Raw genomic sequence first — 17,417 nt, 5'->3', positions numbered from 1 at the left:
ATGACTGCCAAGATCTTGTTGGTTGAAGACAACGAAATGAACCGCGACATGCTCGCCCGCCGCCTGCAGCGCCGCGGCTTCGAGGTCATCATCGCCCCCGACGGCAAGCAAGGCGTCGAGAAATGCCACGCCGAGCAACCCGACCTGGTCCTGATGGACCTGAGCCTGCCGGTCATGGACGGCTGGGAAGCCACGCGCACGCTCAAGGGCGACGAGGCGACGGCCCACATCCCGATCATCGCGCTGACCGCCCACGCCCTCGAGAGCGACCGCACCAAGGCGCTCGAGACGGGCTGCGACGCCTTCGAGACCAAGCCGGTCAATATCGGTCGCCTGTTGCAGGCGATGGGTCAGTTTTTGGAGGGGTGAGTTCTCTGGTTCTGTAGGCCTTGCCGGTTCGCAGCCTCAACCCCCCGCCGCCTGCGGCGGCTGCCCCCCTTCGGCCTGGTACTGCGGCCGTGGGGGCGAATGGTTGCCTCAACAACCACATGTGTTTGTTGGAGCAAGAGGTCGGAGGGGGCACCAACGAACGACCACCTCTGCCGAAGCAACCATTGCCTCCCCACGGACGTCGTTTGTCCGAAGGGGAGGTGCCGAAGCGCAGCGAGGCGGAGGGGTTGAGGTGACTGACCTGCAAGGCCACCCCCCTCGAACAAGCGAGCGCTAGCGAGCGCGCGCCGCGCCGTTCGCGGCGCCTCGGTAGCCCCGGGCGACGCGTAGCGAGTCCGAGGGGTGGGCGTGGCGAATCATCAAGGCGTGCGTCGCGGGAGAATTGTGGCATTGCATGTTGCCCAGAGGGTGTGATGGACACGTTGACCCTCACCCGGGACTCGTCTCGCTACGCTCGAGTCGCCTCGGGCTACCGAAGCCTCAGCAAACGACGCTTCGGCGCGGCTCCCGATGGTCGCCTTGGGAGCGCAAAGCCGCATGGGCTGGGCTTCGTCGGGGAACCCCATGCCGTTACGGTGCGCGTCGCATGCCCCAGCAAGTGTGACCTACGTCGCCGGAGGCATCATATCCGGCGAACCGCCTTTGAAACGAAACTCAGAGGGGTTTGGCGCACCTGACCGCAACCTGATACGTTCGAACCATCTCTTCCAATTTAGGACATGGGGCGGCGATGCGAGGCACGAGAGAAATAATTCTTCAGGACCACGAGGAAGTTGTCTGGGAGGGGCGTCCGCAGTGCAGGTTTGTCTTCTTCTGGCGTGACCTTTTGGGGATTCCATTCTCGCTCTTCACTGCCTTTATCGCCTCGTACAGCGCACTGGTCATCCTGCCACAGTTTTTCCCCGACCATCCGATAGCTGTGACTTTTCAGGTTTTGTTTGGTTTGGGGGCTCTGTTCGGTGCGTACCCAGCCATACGAAGGCTGGTCGTCTTGCCATTGCGGCTCGCTACAAGGCGGTATGTCGTAACGAATCGGCGTGTAATCATTTCCGACCGCTTCAAGGCTGTCGAGTTGTCACCGAGTCAGTTGCACGCTGCAAAGTGCATTTCAGCCCTTGCTCCAAGGGCAGGACACGTTCAGATTGACCTCACTGCTCGCACTGGGAGCGAGGCTCCGGGTTCAGGGGCGTCGCGCGAGCACGAGTATATCCTTGCCATCGATGATGCTCAGGCCGCGTGCGCAGCGATTGAAAAGCTCATTGCCAGCGACGACCGAGCAGGAGCCCCGTGAACAACGAACTCCTCAGAGAATTACCTGATCGGCGGTGGACGGGCGGTGCAGGCCGCGCCGTCGGTGTAGTGATCGAGGACCCGGTAGGACCTCTCCGTGCAAGTATCTACGACGCCTACCACCCCAGCATCCAACGCTTCCTCGAACACTGTCGAAGCCTCGAACTCCGTACGGTGGACGATAACTCGTCTCACCCGGACTGAAGAGTACAAAATGCCTAGTCAGACAAGCGTTTGAGCCGGAGTTTGGGGTTTGGTTCGAGCTTGTAGGCCTTGCCGGTTCGCAGCCTCAACCCCCCGCCGCCTGCGGCGGCTGCCCCCCTTCGGCCTGGTACTGCGGCCGTGGGGGCGAATGGTTGCCTCAACAACCACATGTGTTTGTTGGAGCAAGAGGTCGGAGGGGGCACCAACGAACGACCACCTCTGCCGAAGCAACCATTGCCTCCCCACGGACGTCGTTTGTCCGAAGGGGAGGTGCCGAAGCGCAGCGAGGCGGAGGGGTTGAGGTGACTGACCTGCAAGGCCCCCACCCTCGAACACCTCCTACTCCACCCGCAACATCAACGGCGCGATCGCGTCGACATACTCGATAAACTCCGACAAGTCGGCGAAGCGGTCGTCGGGGTTCTTGGCGAGCATGCGCGTCAGGATCTCGTCGACGAGGCCGAGGCGTGATTCTTCGTGGCCAGCGGGGGCCAGGCGAGGCACGGGGGCCTTGAGGTGCATCTTGAGGACGTCGATGGCGTTGTCGGCGGGGAAGGGCGGTTCGCCGGCGACCATGTGGTACAGGGTGGCGCCCAGCCCGTAGATGTCGGTGCGCAGGTCGACGCTGGCGTCCTCGCGGATCTGCTCGGGGGCGCTGTAGAGCGGGGTGCCGACGTACTCGCCGCTCGAGCGGGCGTAGTCGAGGATTTCGGCGATGCCGAAGTCGAGCACATGGGCGAAGTAGCCTCGCAGCGGAAGCTTCTCGACCATGACATTCTCGGGTTTGACGTCGCAGTGGACGATGCCCAGGCAGTGGGCTTCGTAGAGCCCCTGGGCGATCTGGCGGGCGATGTCGAGGGCCTTGGCGGGGTCGAGCTTGCCGCCGGCCTGTTGGAGCAGCCGCTCGAGGCTGTGGCCGTGCACGAAGTCGAGGATGAGGGCGAAGACGTCCTCTTCGACCTCGACCACGTCGTAGATCTTGACCACGTGGGGGTTGGAGAGCTTCGACATGACCTCGACCTCGCGGCGAGTACGCTCGCGGATGTCGCTGGCGCTGACGCCGGCGGGCAGGTCGTCGAGGCTGACGAGCTTGGCGGCGTACTCGCGGTTCAGGTCGAGGTCGCGCGCCTGGTAGACCGTGGCCGCGGCGCCCAGGCTGATGAATCGGTTCAAGAAGTAGCGCTCGCCGATTATCGAGCCGAGCCGTGAGAACGCGCTGTTCTCGACTTTGCCCCATCCCTCGCCGGGGCGCTCGCGGTGGCATACCGAGCAGGTGATATCCTCTTTGTTCAGGCTGCTCTTGCACTGGCCGCAGTAGTAGCGGTGGGCGCGTTTGCGCGAGGCTTTGCTGCCCGAGAGCTTCGAGTAGCCGCCGCTTCGCGACAGTCGGGAGCGTTTCTGGATGTCGAGCTGGGTCTCGAGGCGGGCGACCAGCACCTCGAACTCCATGCCTTTGACCACGTAATCGTTGGCGCCCAGCTTGAGGGTTTGGACGACGGTGCTGCTGTCGCTCTTGGAGGTCTGCATGACCACGGGCAGGTCGATGAGCGCCTGCTCGTTGCGGATATGCTCGAGCACCTCGAGCCCGGACATGCGCGGCATGACGATGTCGAGCAGGACCAGGTCGTAGGAGCCCTGCCGGATCTTGTCGAGCGCGTCGGCGCCATCGACGGCCGTCGACACCTCGAAGCCCGCCTCGCCGAGGCGAAACGAAAGGATGTCGCGGTTCATCTCACTGTCGTCGACAACAAGGATATGGCCTTTGGTGGTACCCATCGCGATCTCGCATCCCCGGAGAGGAGGTCGGCTAGAACTCTCCCATAGGTAGTTGGAGCTGCTGGCGAATTCAAGGGCGATCACGGCGTGTCACGTGGCGATCATCGGCGATCGGTGCGGTGTAAGGATTCTAACTGGAAAGCTTCTTGCATGGTCTATGAACCGTTAGAAATCCTAACGTGGGAGCGTCTTCGGGGGAGGCCGTTTGTGCGTTGTTGATGGGATGAGATGTTTTGGGTTGTGAAAGACGAAATGTCTAACAAAGGGATGGAGCAAATTTATGGCGCATGATGCACTACGCTATTCGGTCAATGGGTTGATTGGACTGGTCGTCGCCGCGGTGGCGGCCGGCACGCTGAGCGGTTGTGTGGAGCAACCGCACGAAGAGCAGGAATTGGCCACGGTTCGCCAAGCCATCAAAGGCGGCGAGCGTGACTCGGCTCACCCCGCGGCGGTCGGATTGTTTTCGACCTCCAGCGGCGGGATTTGCAGCGGTACTCTCATTGCTCCGAACCTGGTGCTCACCGCCCAACACTGTGTGGCGCGCGTGGAGAGTCAGCAGGTCATTTGCGGGCAGACGAACTTCGGGGCGAAGTACTCGGCGACGAGTCTGTTCGTGACCACCGAGCCGTACCTGACTCGCGACGCCGGCAACTACACGCGGGCCAAAGAGATCGTCATTCCCGACGGCACCGGCGACATGTGCAACGAAGACATCGCGCTGGTCATCCTGTCGTCGAATATCCCCAATTCGCAGGCCGTGCCCATTCCGCCGCGTCTCGATAGCCCGGTACGGCGAGGCGAAGGGTATACCGCCATCGGTTATGGCCACACCGGCAGCGGCGAAGGCGCCGGCGTGCGGCGCATCCTCGAAGGGCTGAGCATCCAGTGCGAAGGCTCGGAGTGCCCGACGTACACCTCGGTGCAAGACAAGGAATTCTTGGGCGACGAGGGAACCTGCCAGGGCGACTCGGGCGGCCCGGCCATCGACCAGCAAGGTCGCGTGCTCGGTGCTCTGTCGCGTGGTGCTGCAGGTTGCCGGTCGTCGGTCTACTCGGCCGTGTATGGCTGGGGGGATTGGATCAAGCAGGTCGGTCAGCGCGCCTCGCAAGAGGGGGGCTATCCCTCGCCAGCTTGGGTCTCGGGCGATCCGAACGCCGACTCCGACTCCGACGGCGTGATCAACGGCGAAGACAACTGCCCGAGCGTGTCCAACGAGCAGCAAAACGACATGGATAACGACGGCGTGGGCGACGCCTGCGATATGGACGCCGATGGTGACGGTGTCGGCAGCAATGACAACTGCCCGCTGGTTCCCAACGCCAACCAGGACGATAGCGACGGTGACGGTACCGGCAACGCTTGTGACGGTGACAGCGACGGCGACGGGCTCAACGACGAGCTCGACAACTGCCCGTTCACGTCCAACGCCGGTCAGGAGGACATCGACAACGACGGCCTCGGCGACGTGTGCGACCCGGAGAACACCATCGTGGTGCGCAAGAACAACAACGGCTCGAGCGGCACCGACGAAGGTTGCTCGGTCGCAGCCGACGCTTCGCCGATGCGTCTGTTCGGACAAGCTGCTGCGCTGTTGCTTCTGCTCGGCGTGGCGCGTGTGCGGCGGTGGAGGCGTGAGGCGTGAGTCTCGAGTTTTGAGTCTCGAGTCTTGAAGTCTTGAGGCCTCGAGAGTTGGGTTTGGGCGGCACGGTGGCGATGGCCACCGTGCCGCCCTTTTACGTTTGGGAGGTCTTGTCTTTGCGCCACTTCCAGATGACGAAGGCGTAGATGGCGACGTTGACGACGATGACGAGGGCGCCGAGGACGAGCTGTACGGTGGGGGTGAGGCCGGAGGGGTAGATGATCGGCAAGAGGTAGTGCTCGATGAAGTCGCCCTCGTAGCCTTCGCCGCCGGCGCGCTCCCGGAGGGCGTTCTCCCAGGGCGTCAGCGGGCAGACCCAACCCACCCATTCGATGAGCACGCCGTAGAGGGCGCAGGGCAGGTGTACCCACGAGGCGCGGGGCCAACGCAGGGCGAGCAGCCCGCCGAAGATGATGAACAGGATGAACGCCAGGTGGAGGACGACGATGATTTCGGCGCCGAGCTTGTAGAGCATGGTGTGGGTAAACTGTAGGTTTTACAGTGGGTTGTCGTTCGGTTAGTGTGGTGTTGTATATGTGCGACTTGCCAGCTCAGCCTAGCCCGAGGTTCGAATGAGAACGACGTCGACCCGCCGTATGCGGGTGCTTGTCTTCGTCGTCATTACGTGTGTGTGTTCTGTGATTCTGCCGAGCCCGCCGCTTTATGCCGCCGACGCCGACGTGGCGGCGAATGTGGAGGCGCCTGATGAGGCGGGCTCCGACATCGAGCTCAAGGGCTTTCCGGTGGCTGCCTACACGCCGGAGACCAGCCTGACATTTGCCGGCTTCGGGCTCCTGCTCGTGCGGCCCGACCTCGACCAGCCCGACGACCGCACCTCGAGCGTGCTCGCGGCCGGGGCCTACACACTCAACGACCAGTGGCTCTTAAACCTTTCGCCGAATTTGTTCCTCGATGGGGGAGCCTACAACGTCAAAGCGTCGGTGTCGTTGCTCAAGTGGCCCAATTCGTTTTACGGCATCGGCGCCCAGGTGGCCGACCACCACGAGGAGCGATTCGACGCGACGGCGTTCGTGGTGAGCACGTCGATCCGGCGCCGTGTGTTGAGTCGGCACTTGTACCTGGGCGTCGACTACGAGTTCGCCCGGCGAAGCATCGTGGCCCAGACCGAGGGGCTGTTGCGCTCGGACTCGGTGGTGGGGAGCGACGGTGGACTGTTGTCGGCGGTGGGCGTGAACTTCGCCTGGGACACACGCGACAACTCGTTTGCTGCGACCGAGGGGTCGTACGTTCAGGGCTCGGTGCTCCGCTACAGTGAGGCACTCGGCGGCGACTTCTCGTACACCCGCTTTCGGCTCGACGGGCGTCACTATGTCGATCTCGGCCATCAACAGGTGCTGGCGCTCCAGGGCATGTGGGAGAGCCATGTGGGCGACGTTCCGTTCTACAAGCTCGCCAAGTTGGGCGGCCAGAAGCGGCTGCGCGGGTTGTTCAAGGGGCGCTATCGCGACAAGAATATGCTGCTCGCGCAAGCCGAGTACCGAACGCCGCCGCTGTGGCGCCTTCGGCTGGCGGGCTTTGGCGGCATTGGCGAGGTCTACGGCGACGACTCGCCGCTGTCGGTCGACAATCTGCTGTGGTCGGCCGGGGCCGGGCTGCGGCTCGCCGTCGACGAGAGCGAGGGGGTCAACGTGCGCGCCGACTTCGGCTTGTCGCCCGAGGGGACTGGGTTTTATCTTAGTATCGGCGAAGCCTTTTGATTGGCGCGTCTCTGATTCTCGCGTTTCCTGGAAGCGAATTCCGCTGTGACTCGATCCTACCTCGACATCCCGCTGTCCCATTCAGAGTACGGTGAGGAGCTCTACCTGACCGGCCGCCGCCTCGTGCGCGAGTGCGGTGTTCGCCTCGACGAGGTGGTGTGGGACGCCGACGAGGTGTTGTGGAACTGGCTGATGGACGCGCGGCGTATGCTCCAGCGAGCGCCGGCGTCGCTCTTGTCGTTCGACCTCGATTTCGGCCACCGCGAGTATTATCTGGTCAAGCCGGGGGTCTTCGAGCTGATCTGGGGGATGCGCCACGAGTCGTTGGAGCGCGAGCTGGACGCTCACATGCGCATCTGGACGAACGGCTATCCGTGGCGTATCTGGCGCATCGCCACCGAGATCCCCGGATTCGCCACCCTGGTGGGGCCGCCGGCCGCCGAGGATGATGAGGACCACCTGGCCTACATCGATCACCCTCGGATTTTCTATCGCACCGACTACGCTAAAGTAGCCCACCAACTGCTCGACCCGGAGGGGTTTCAGGAGCTGGCGAGCGACTTTCCCCACCACGTGCGTGAGCTCGTCTCCTCGCAGTTTGGCCGCAATCCGTTCGATTCGAGCTTCAAGCTGCCCGAATTTGCGCCGGTGTGTGGCAAGGACGGGTTTTGTCGCGCGGCGGTGCTCATCGACGACGCGCGGCACAATATCGGGCGCTTCGTGGCCTCCGGGCGCCACGGGATCCACGTGATCAGTCGATCACCACGGCTGATCTTCGGCACGGTGCCAAATACCGTGTGGGGAGGTGCGCGTGAGGCTCTGCATCAACTCGCGAATACGATTTCGCGCGAAATCGCCGAGGCGCTCGAACGCCTGGGCGACCACGAGCATCCTGCCCGCCTGGCCGTCGAGTCGGACGCGCTCGCCCGCGGCTACGAGCCCCTCGAGTTCGAGATCGACGTACCCGACAAGATGCTCCGCTCCGAGTGGATCGATCCCATCCGCGAACTCAAGCGCACCTGGTCTGACGCCCTGCAGCGTTGAGTTGCAGCCCCCCATCTGCTAGCCTTGCGAATACAGCAACGCTTTTAGACAAATTGGTTGGCTCTGCTCCGGCGCGGTGCGTCGGATTCGCGAGGTCGTGATGGATAGCTGGTTGGCGCAGTTCGCTGTGGGCCGTAACGGTCGGCAGTGGTTGGTCGTGTTCGTCGGTGTGGTCGCATTGACTCTGTCGAGCTGTAGCTTCGACGGGACTGCACAATCACCTGTCACAGACGAAGACGCCGGCGATGTCGCCGACGTCTTCGACGCTCTGGGAGATGCTACTGACTCCGGAGACTCGGGCGATGTCGACGACGCTGCCGACAGCGGCGACGCCGGCTCCGACTACGGAGAGCCGTGCAGCTCGAACGCCGACTGCGCGTCGGGCTACTGCTATCCGGGGCCCGACGGAGACGTGTGCACCGTCGAGTGCACCGACGACGCGGCGTGTGGCGACGGCTGGATCTGTGAGCCGCTGCAGAATGACCCGAGCACCTCGCTTTGCTTTCCGGACGCTCCGCTTTGCACCGACACCTGTACGGTCGACGCCGATTGCCCCGGCAGTGACAGCAACTGCATCCCGCACCCGGACGGCAACTTCTGCTCGCGCCCCTGCAACCTGCGAAGCTGCCCGGACGGCTACGAGTGCACGATGAGCCGCAGCGTGGACGACCAAGCCGGCCGACAGTGCATCCCCACCTCGACCGTGTGCGCTGACTGCTTCGACGAGGACGGCGACGGCTACGGCATCGGTGATAGCTGCACCGACACCGACTGCGACGACGGAGACGATACCGCCTATCCAGGGGCGGCCGAGCTGTGCGACGGCGTGGACAACAACTGCGACGACACGGTCGACGAGGGGTGTGATTGCGCCAATGGAGACACCCAGTCGTGCTACAGCGGGCCCTCGGGCACCCAAGGGGTCGGTAAGTGTGCGGTAGGCACCCAGACGTGTTCGGGCGGTGGCTGGGGTACGTGCGAAAACGAGGTGACCCCCGATAGCGACGAGACGTGCGGCGACGGCGTCGACAACGACTGCGACGGAACGGTCGACCAGGGTTGCGGGTGTGATTTCAACAGCTCGAGCGAAGGCGTGTGCGCCAACGGTCAGATCGACGACGCCGGCAACTGCAGCGCTCCGGCGAGCTACGAGGCGAGCGAGGCGAGCTGCGACGGACTCGACAACGACTGCGACGGAGTGATCGACGAGGGGTGTGCGTGTGACTTCAACGGTTCGACCGACGGGGTCTGCGCCGGCTCGACGATCGATGCGAACGGTACCTGCCAGCAGCCTGCGAACTACGAGGCGACGGAGACGAGCTGCGACGGGTTCGACAACGACTGCGACGGTCAGAGCGACGAGGGCTGCGGCTGCAACTACAACGGCGTGGCCGTCGGTGTTTGCTCCGGCGGAAATGTCGGGCCGAACGGGTGCGAGGCTCCTTCGACCTACGAAGCGACGGAGACGAGCTGCGATACGCTCGACAACGACTGCGATGGGGTGGTCGACGAGGGGTGTGCGTGCGACTTCAACGGCTCGACCGACGGGGTCTGCGCCGGTTCGACGATCGGTGCGAACGGCACTTGCCAGCAGCCTGCGGACTACGAGGCGACGGAGACGAGCTGCGACGGGCTCGACAATGATTGCGACGGCGTCGCCGATGTCGGCTGTCAGTGCGACTACAACGGGGCTTCCGACGGCGTCTGCTCGGGCGGCACCATCGATTCGACAGGCACCTGTCAGGCTCCGAGCGACTACAGCTCGACCGAGCTTTGCGACGGCGTGGACAACAACTGTGACGGGCAGACCGACGAGGGCTGCACCTGCCAGAACGGCGCGACGCAGTCGTGTTACAGCGGACCTTCGGGCACCGCTGGGGTCGGCGAATGTCAGTCGGGCACCCAGACTTGCTCGTCAGGCAACTGGGGAAGTTGCTCGAACGAAATCACGCCGGGCACCGAGACGTGCGACGGCGTCGACAACGACTGCGACGGTCAAACCGACGAGGGCTGCCAGTGCGACTACAACGGCACGTCGACAGGCGTGTGCAGCGCGGGCACCGACGACGGCACCGGCTCTTGCCAGGCGCCGTCGAGCTACGAGGCGACCGAGGCGAGCTGCGACGGGCTCGACAACGACTGCGACGGTCAGGTCGACGAGGGTTGCGGGTGCAACTACAACGGCTCGGCCGTCGGCGTGTGCTCGAGCGGAAGCTCGGACGGCAATGGAGGTTGTCAGGCGCCGTCGACTTACGAGGCGAGTGAGACGAGCTGCGACGGGTTGGATAACGACTGCGACGGCGTGGTCGATGAAGGATGCCCGTGTGACTACAACGGAAGCTCCAACGGTGTCTGCGCTACGGCGACTCGCGACGCCAACGGAAACTGTCAGCAGCCCGTCGACTACATGAGCGACGAGTCCGGCAGTACCTGCGACGGACTCGACAACGACTGTGACGGTCAGGCCGACGAGAGTTGCTGCAGCGGCGTCGACACCAGCAGCGCCATCACCGCGACCAGCGGATGTTTGACCTCGGGAACCAACGCCGAGTCGGCGATCGTGCTCGACCTGGTCGACGCCAACGGCAACCCCATCTCGGGCGCCAACGTCACGATGACGACCAGCGCGGGCACGCTGTCGACGGTCAGCTCGAGTGGGAACACCTACTGGGCGACGCTGACGCCGCCGTCGTCTTCGGGAGTTGCGTCTGCCACTGTGACCGTGTCGGTCGATGATTCATGCAGCGGGCAGGCAGTGCAGATGGCCACGCAGGTGAGCGTGGCGTTTGCCAGCCCGATGACCGACACCGACGGAGGCGCCGGAGGCTGCGCCACCGACGGCAACGTGCGGGTGCGCGTGGTCAAATCCGAGGACGGCACGGCCATCGCCAACGCCCACGTGATGATTGGCCAGACCGAGAATACGTCCGCCTACACCACGAGCTACGGCGGGGCGGCCAACGGCGCCAACACGGGCACCACCGACGCCAACGGCTACGTCGAATTCAAAGACTTCGCCAGCGCGCTCGACGCGCCGGTGACGGTGACCGCCGGGGCGACCGGACGCGCCTACATGACGATGGTCGACATCGATGCGTCCGACCTGGTCTTGCCCCTCGAGGAGGTCTATCCGGCCACGGCCACCCGCAAGTACGACGGAGACTTCACGAGCGTCAGCACCGGCGGTGATCTCGACGTCGGCTTCATGCTCGGCGACGTGACCATCGACCAGATCATGGACTTCAACCTGAGCACGCTGCTCGCCGATAACGTCTGTTACCAATCGGGCAACGGGCTGGTCGGTAGCATGAACCTGCCCGACAACGTCTATATCCCCGATCAGTATTTAGGCTTGTTTGTCGGCTCGGTGAACAAGAAGTCGTACGGCTCGGCGCCGCTCGAGTACGGCGACCGCTACCTGACGGGTATCAGCGGCGAGTCCACGTTGAGCGACGCGTCGAGCGGTGACATCGTCCAGATTCTGCAGACGTTGGATTTCCAGAAGATTGGAAGTCGCGCCGAGACGGTCGACGGCAACTCGACGACCAGCGGCGTGGACATCGACATGACCAACACGCTGACCGACAACGTCACCTGCAACGTGAGCAATGCGCCCAGCGACAGTGACGTCTTCTGCCTGACGGCAGGGGATTGGGACAGCAAGAACGATGCGAACCTGGCGCTCGGCGCCGGCCGCCTCTTTTTGATGGGGCTTCGGATTGGCACCGCGTCGCAGACGTCGTTCACCATCGACAACGTGAGCACTGTGGCCGCCAGCGGCATGTTCACCGACATCGAGTACATGGGCGCGAGCGTCGCCGCCTACGTCAACGACCCGACGGCAGCGCCTGCGGGCACCGAGAATGGTGCGAGCATCGTCGCGCGTCGCGATCCCTCGTTGATTGACGGGACCGGCGGCACGCTCAACTTCGACGACTATATCCCGATTCGTCCACTGACCCTCAACGGCCGTCAGCTCAGCGCGCAGACACTCGCCGGCGGCGCTTACCCCAACCCGCACTACACGCGCTCGACGATTCGTCAGAAGATCACCGAGTTGTACTCCGGCTGTGGCACCGACGACAGCGAGCGCACGATCTATCACACGCTGTGGACGGTCTATACCGACGGGGCTACCGATGCTTACACGCTGCCGACGCTCCCCAGCGGCTGGCCGCGCGCGGCCGACGGCGGCTTTGTCGATGTAGCCAGCACCCCCGAAGACGACGTGATCAACTGGATGCACATGTCGCTGCACGAGGGGCTGAACACCGGATTCGACTTCGACGCGATTCGCTTCGGCAACCTGCGTGACAGCGTCACCCACGCGTCGGTCAACAACACCGACGGCTAACGATCGGCTAACGATCGACCGCCCCCCAGCCGTGCTTGACGTAGTCACGCACTTTCGACCACGGCTGGGGGTGCTGGTTGTGCTCCCAACGACGGCGCGCCTCCTGCTCGACTTCGCTCCAGTCGCGTGACTGGAAGTCGGTGCCCAGGCGCGTCCCTTCCATGTACGCCTGACGATACTCGTCGTAGGTTTCGGAGCTGCCACCGTGGCTGCGAAAATGCTCGCGGAACGAGGGCTCGTGCTCGCGAAAGAGTTCGCTTGCCGCCGGCCCGCCTTTGCCTGCGGGGCGCATCTGACCGGAGGCGCCCGACTTTTCGACGGCGTTGGCCGTAGGCCGGCTACTGCCCACCGCGCCATCTTCTCCGCGATCAGCTCGGGGACCATGCTCGGGAGGCTGACCTTCCTCGCGGCGCACGTCGGTCGGCCCGTTTTGCCACAAAAGCTTGGAGGCCTGCTGCACGCGATCCTCGGTGGTGGTCACCGTCACCTTGGCCGACGCCTCTCTGGCGCGGGTGTTGGTGGTGATGTGGCGGCGATCGAAGCCCTCCGATGAGAGATCGAGCATCGCCTGTTGCGCGGCTTCAGGGTCGTCATATAGCCCAATCAACGTGGTCATGAGGTTCCTCGCCTCGAGAGTTCGGGGAAAGTCTCATCGGCAAAATAACTCCAGTCGACTTCACTTCAACGTGATCTGCGCCGCCGAGTTGGAATATCGGAGCAGCGTGTGAATTCTTGCTACGTGGCAGGCAGCAAGACTGTGAGGTTTTCGAGATCGAGCAGGGCGCTGCTGCAATTAACGGGAGGTTGGACCATGAATGAGCACGCGAATTATGCCATCGACGATGGGTTTGTTGCACGAGAGACACTCGGCGACGGCACCCAGGCGGTGGTGCGTACCCTGCGACACGAAGACCAGGATCTACTCGCCCAGGGCTTCGAGCGGCTCTCCGATCGATCGCGCTACCAGCGCTTCTTGGCGACCAAGCCCCGTTTGTCAGGCCGAGAGCTCGAGTATTTGGTCGACGTGGACCGTGACAATCACGTCGCTGTCGGCGCGTTGGTCGAGCACCCGGGCGGCGAAGAGGAGGGGATCGGAGTGGCGCGTTTTGTGCGCTATGAAGACCAGCCGGAGGTTGCAGAGGTGGCCGTGACTGTCATAGACGACTATCAGGGATTGGGCCTGGGGCGGCTTTTGTTGAGCTATTTGGTGAGGGCAGCGCGCGAGCGGGGCATCGAGGCCTTTCGGGCCGATTGTTTTACGACCAATCACCGCATGCGCACACTTTTCGAGCAAATTGGGCCCACCGAAGTTATCGAACGAGCCGGTCCTGTGATAACTCTAGACATCACGCTGGACCACTCCGGGCCAGCAGACAGCGACCAGCAAACATCGCTTCGTTCATAGAATTACAGAGCCAGAGAGTTGCAGTGAACGCAGTAAAGCTAGATTTGGACGGGTCGATCGAAGCCTTTCGTAAGGTGCCGAAGACCGGCGTGATTTACGTGATGACCGAGGCGGCTCGCCACGGCTATCGCCCCGATGATGCCGGATGGACCAACTTCGGCCAGGGCCAGCCCGAGACGGGCGTCATCCCGCATGCGCCCGAGCGCATCGAGTCGATCGGCATCTACGAAGAGGACCACGAGTACGCGCCCGTGGCCGGTCTGTGGGACCTTCGCGCCGCGGTCGCCGACCACTACAATCGGCTATATCGACGGGGCATGCCCAGCCAGTACAGCGCCGAGAACGTGTGCATCTCGGGCGGCGGACGCGCCGGGCTGACGCGCGTGGCGGCGGCGCTGGGGACGATCAACTTGGGGCATTTTCTGCCCGACTACACCGCCTACGAGGAGCTGTTGGGGCTGTTTCGCCTGTTTACCTCGATCCCGATTCTGCTCGACCCGCAGCGCGGCTACGACTTTAGCGTCGAAGAGCTCGAAGAAGAGGTGCTCGGGCGAGGCTTGGGCGCGCTGTTGCTCTCCAACCCGTGCAACCCCACCGGCAAGCTCATCGGCGGCGAAGAGCTCAACGACTGGGTGGCGCTAGGCCGCCGGCTCGACTGCACGCTCATCCTCGACGAGTTCTACAGCCACTATATCTGGAACGGCTCGCCGGCCGACGCGACCGCCGCGCGCTTCGTCGAAGATGTCGAGCGCGACCCGGTGGTCATCGTCAACGGGCTGACCAAGAGCTGGCGCTACCCCGGCTGGCGCGTCTCGTGGACGTTGGGGCCCTCGGAGGTCATCGAGCGGCTGTCGAGCGCGGGCAGCTTTTTGGACGGTGGGGCGAGTCGGCCGTTGCAGCGCGCGGCCGTGCCGCTTCTCGAGGAGGAGCACACCCGCGCCGAGGTCAAGGCGATCCAGCACACTTTCCGCTCGAAGCGCGACATGCTCGTCGAGCGGCTGCGCGCGATGGGCATCAAGATCGAGCGGCCGCCCGACGGCACGTTTTATGTCTGGGGCGACGTGTCGAACCTGCCGGACGGCATGAATAACGGCATGGACTTCTTCAAGAAGTGTCTCGAGCACCAGATCATTTGCGTGCCCGGCGAGTTCTTCGACGTCAACCCGGGCCAGCGCCGCGCGGGGCGGCCCAGCCGATTCCGCAACCACGTGCGCTTTAGCTTCGGCCCGCCTCAACCGTCGCTCGAAGCGGGCTTGGAACGCCTCGAGAAGATGATTTCGGGCTAAGCGCCAGCAATTGTCGAAAAAATGTCGAGCGGCGATGCACAAAAATGAGAGTCTGCTGCGACTAACTCCATGAAGACTCGACACACGACTGCTTCATGGAGGCTAGGATGCGCATGCACGCTTTTGTTGGGATGCTCGCCGCTCTGACATTTCTTGCCGCAGCACCTGCGAGCGCCGAGAAGAAACCAGACGACGACACCATCACACTGGGCGCGGGAGCACGTGTGGGCGGTTACGGGTTCCGCGAGGTGACCGAGGAAGGCACTTTGACCTGGGACGACTGCCGGATGGACGGCGTGGGGCTATTCGGCACGGCCGACTTCGGCAAGTATCTCTTCGCCGAGCTGTCTCTCGATTACTATCACGCCATCGGCGAGGTCATTGCTTCGGGGATGGACCGCCAGTCGGCGACCGTTCTGGGCGCTGCCGGGCTGAGACTGTATCCCGACTTCATCATCTCTCCCTACATCCAAGCCGGAGTCGGGCCCGAGTGGACCAAGATCTCCATGGAGACGGCCACCGAGACCAAGCTGTTGGCTGCCGCGTTTGTCGGCGTCGGTGGTGAACTCGACCTGTGGGGCCTCAAGCTCGGCAGCAATATCCGCGTGTTTACCATGGGCGAGCCGGTCCATGGTCCCGGACCCGGAGGGCATCACCACCAGCCCACCCTCGCGCTCGACGGCAGCCGCGCTATTGAGACGGAGTACGAGGTGGCCGGCCAGGCTCAGTTTTTCGTGCGCAGGGAGTTCTGATTTGACGCAAAACGGCTGCGGCCGAGATTCAAGTGGTAGTAAATTGTGATCGAACGCTGCCCGAGGAACTCTCATGCTACGCGAGATCGACTGGGTTCTCGACAAGTTGGCTTGGATGCGCCAACAAAAGATTTGGCCCAACGGCCTTCGCTACCTGTGGACCGATGCGTTCGGCGTGGTCTTGTTGGTGTCGTTGTACGAAGAGCTGGGGCGGCGGCGTTATCTCGACGAGGCCGAGTGGGTGGTCGCTCAGGTCGACCGGGTGCTGGGCCGGCCGCGTGGGCTGCGTATCGGTGAGGAGCCCGATCGCGACGGGCAGTACTATCACTACTTGGCGATGTGGATGTACGCGCTGCACGAGCTCGGCCGTCACAAGCCCGAGTACCAAGATCAGGCCATTGCGCTAGTCCGCGAGGTCCACGAGGCTTTCGTTCGACCCGATCGAGGGGTCGTCTGGAAGATGAAGGAAGACTTGTCGGGGCGCTATCCAGGCTACGGCTACGGCGCGCTCGACGCCTTCCACGGCTACGTGGTCTACCGCATGCTCCAAGAATCGGACGCCAAAGCGGGTTGCCTCGACACCGAGATCGCCGACATGCGTGCCATCGTCGAGCGACAATACCCGCACCTCGACATCACCCAGGACCTGGCGCTGGGGATGATGCTTTGGATCTGTCACTTCTACCCCGACGAGCCGTGGGCGCGCGTGCAGCGCGAGCGGTCGCTGCAGACGCTCGACTCGATGTGGATCGAGCCGCCGGGCTATTTTTCGCGCCACCCGCATATGCCGCACACCAAGTTTCGGTTCACCAACTACGGGGTGTCGGTCGGTCTGCAGGCAGTCGACGCGCCTGTCGACCGGGTTCACAAGCTCAATGCTTACTTCGACCACTTTTCTTCGGGCGACGAGTACGACACCAACGCCATCACGCACGTCATGTCGTGCAACTCACGCTTTCCAGGCCGGCTCATCAGCAGACGCGCCATGCCCGAGCAGTCGACGTTGGAGCGTCCCCAGGCGTGATTATCTTCACGTGGTGTGACGTCTTTCGAGCACCCCACCACCGGAGGAGCCATGGACGCAGGCAAACTCTGTACGCGAGGAGTCAAGACTGCACAGCGCGAGTTGAGCATCGTCGACGCCGCCATCCGCATGCGCAATTCGCACGTCGGTGATCTCGTGGTCATCAAGAAGAAAGACGGCCACGACTTTCCCATCGGCATGCTCACCGATCGCGATATCGTTATCTCCGGGGTGGCCACCAAGGGAGGCGACGTCTCGCGGCTGAACGTCGGCGACATCATGACCGACGTGATCATTTTGGTGCGCGAGGAGGACGACCTCGAGACGGTGCTTCGCACGATGCGCGCCAACGGAGTTCGCCGAGTGCCCGTCGTAGACCGTAACGACGCGCTGGTCGGCATCATCGCCTTCGACGATATCGTGGGGTATTTCGCCAGCGAAATGACCAACCTGGCTCGGGTGGTCTCGAGCGAAAACCTCGCCGAACGCCGACGTCGCCCATAATGGAACCCTTCCAGTTTGAGCCAAGCCC

General features: G+C 63.4%; 13 protein-coding genes. 10 read left to right on the top strand and 3 right to left on the bottom strand.

All coding sequences use genetic code 11. The features are described 5' to 3' along the window. A complete protein-coding gene (locus FIV42_RS02290; RefSeq protein ID WP_141196105.1) occupies positions 1-369 on the top strand; it encodes a response regulator in 369 nt (122 codons plus the stop codon). Positions 370-2,223: 1,854 nt separating this feature from the next. Here FIV42_RS02290 and FIV42_RS02285 read toward each other — a convergent pair. Beyond that, on the bottom strand, positions 2,224-3,660 hold the full coding sequence (locus FIV42_RS02285) for a protein kinase domain-containing protein (RefSeq protein WP_141196104.1): 1,437 nt from the start codon (positions 3,658-3,660) through the stop codon (positions 2,224-2,226). 280 nt (positions 3,661-3,940) lie between these two features. Here FIV42_RS02285 and FIV42_RS31275 point away from each other — a divergent pair, with 280 nt between their 5' ends. Beyond that, the gene (locus tag FIV42_RS31275) at positions 3,941-5,305 is read left to right on the top strand and encodes a thrombospondin type 3 repeat-containing protein (RefSeq protein WP_141196103.1); all 1,365 of its coding nucleotides are present in this window, start codon (positions 3,941-3,943) and stop codon (positions 5,303-5,305) included. 91 nt (positions 5,306-5,396) lie between these two features. On the opposite strand, the gene FIV42_RS02275 is transcribed toward FIV42_RS31275, so the two are convergent. Then, positions 5,397-5,777, bottom strand: a complete 381-nt coding sequence (locus FIV42_RS02275; protein WP_141196102.1) for a DUF2784 domain-containing protein — start codon at positions 5,775-5,777, stop codon at positions 5,397-5,399. Between the two features lie 97 nt (positions 5,778-5,874). Between FIV42_RS02275 and FIV42_RS02270 the strand changes: the two genes are divergently transcribed. The 3 genes from FIV42_RS02270 to FIV42_RS02260 all read left to right on the top strand — a co-directional run bounded on the left by FIV42_RS02270 (position 5,875) and on the right by FIV42_RS02260 (position 12,418). Continuing rightward, complete coding sequence (locus FIV42_RS02270) at positions 5,875-7,020, top strand: BamA/TamA family outer membrane protein (protein WP_141196101.1); 1,146 nt, start codon at positions 5,875-5,877, stop codon at positions 7,018-7,020. Positions 7,021-7,065: 45 nt separating this feature from the next. Further along, entirely contained in the window at positions 7,066-8,064 is a 999-nt protein-coding gene (locus tag FIV42_RS02265) for a hypothetical protein (RefSeq protein WP_141196100.1), read from the top strand. Between the two features lie 100 nt (positions 8,065-8,164). Then, a complete protein-coding gene (locus FIV42_RS02260; RefSeq protein ID WP_141196099.1) occupies positions 8,165-12,418 on the top strand; it encodes a MopE-related protein in 4,254 nt (1,417 codons plus the stop codon). 7 nt (positions 12,419-12,425) lie between these two features. Here FIV42_RS02260 and FIV42_RS02255 read toward each other — a convergent pair whose 3' ends face one another. Beyond that, on the bottom strand, positions 12,426-13,034 hold the full coding sequence (locus FIV42_RS02255; protein WP_141196098.1) for a general stress protein: 609 nt from the start codon (positions 13,032-13,034) through the stop codon (positions 12,426-12,428). Positions 13,035-13,229: 195 nt separating this feature from the next. Here FIV42_RS02255 and FIV42_RS02250 point away from each other — a divergent pair, with 195 nt between their 5' ends. The 5 genes from FIV42_RS02250 to FIV42_RS02230 all read left to right on the top strand — a co-directional run bounded on the left by FIV42_RS02250 (position 13,230) and on the right by FIV42_RS02230 (position 17,389). Next, positions 13,230-13,823 (top strand): GNAT family N-acetyltransferase, encoded by a 594-nt coding sequence (locus FIV42_RS02250; RefSeq protein WP_141196097.1) that lies wholly within the window; start codon positions 13,230-13,232, stop codon positions 13,821-13,823. 23 nt (positions 13,824-13,846) lie between these two features. Further along, positions 13,847-15,109, top strand: a complete 1,263-nt coding sequence (locus FIV42_RS02245; RefSeq protein WP_222615360.1) for a pyridoxal phosphate-dependent aminotransferase — start codon at positions 13,847-13,849, stop codon at positions 15,107-15,109. A 107-nt stretch (positions 15,110-15,216) separates the two neighbouring features. After that, positions 15,217-15,861 (top strand): outer membrane beta-barrel protein, encoded by a 645-nt coding sequence (locus FIV42_RS02240; protein WP_168210333.1) that lies wholly within the window; start codon positions 15,217-15,219, stop codon positions 15,859-15,861. Between the two features lie 73 nt (positions 15,862-15,934). After that, positions 15,935-16,885: a hypothetical protein gene (locus FIV42_RS02235; protein ID WP_141196095.1), complete on the top strand. Its 951-nt coding sequence runs from the start codon at positions 15,935-15,937 to the stop codon at positions 16,883-16,885. A gap of 51 nt (positions 16,886-16,936) precedes the next feature. Continuing rightward, positions 16,937-17,389, top strand: coding sequence for a CBS domain-containing protein (locus FIV42_RS02230; protein WP_141196094.1), 453 nt, complete (start codon positions 16,937-16,939; stop codon positions 17,387-17,389). Positions 17,390-17,417 lie beyond the last annotated feature (28 nt).

It is taken from the genome of Persicimonas caeni, from assembly GCF_006517175.1.
Lineage (GTDB): Bacteria > Myxococcota_A > Bradymonadia > Bradymonadales > Bradymonadaceae > Persicimonas > Persicimonas caeni.
Note: the sequence above shows the minus strand (reverse complement) of the source record. Positions and strands in the feature narration are given on the sequence as shown.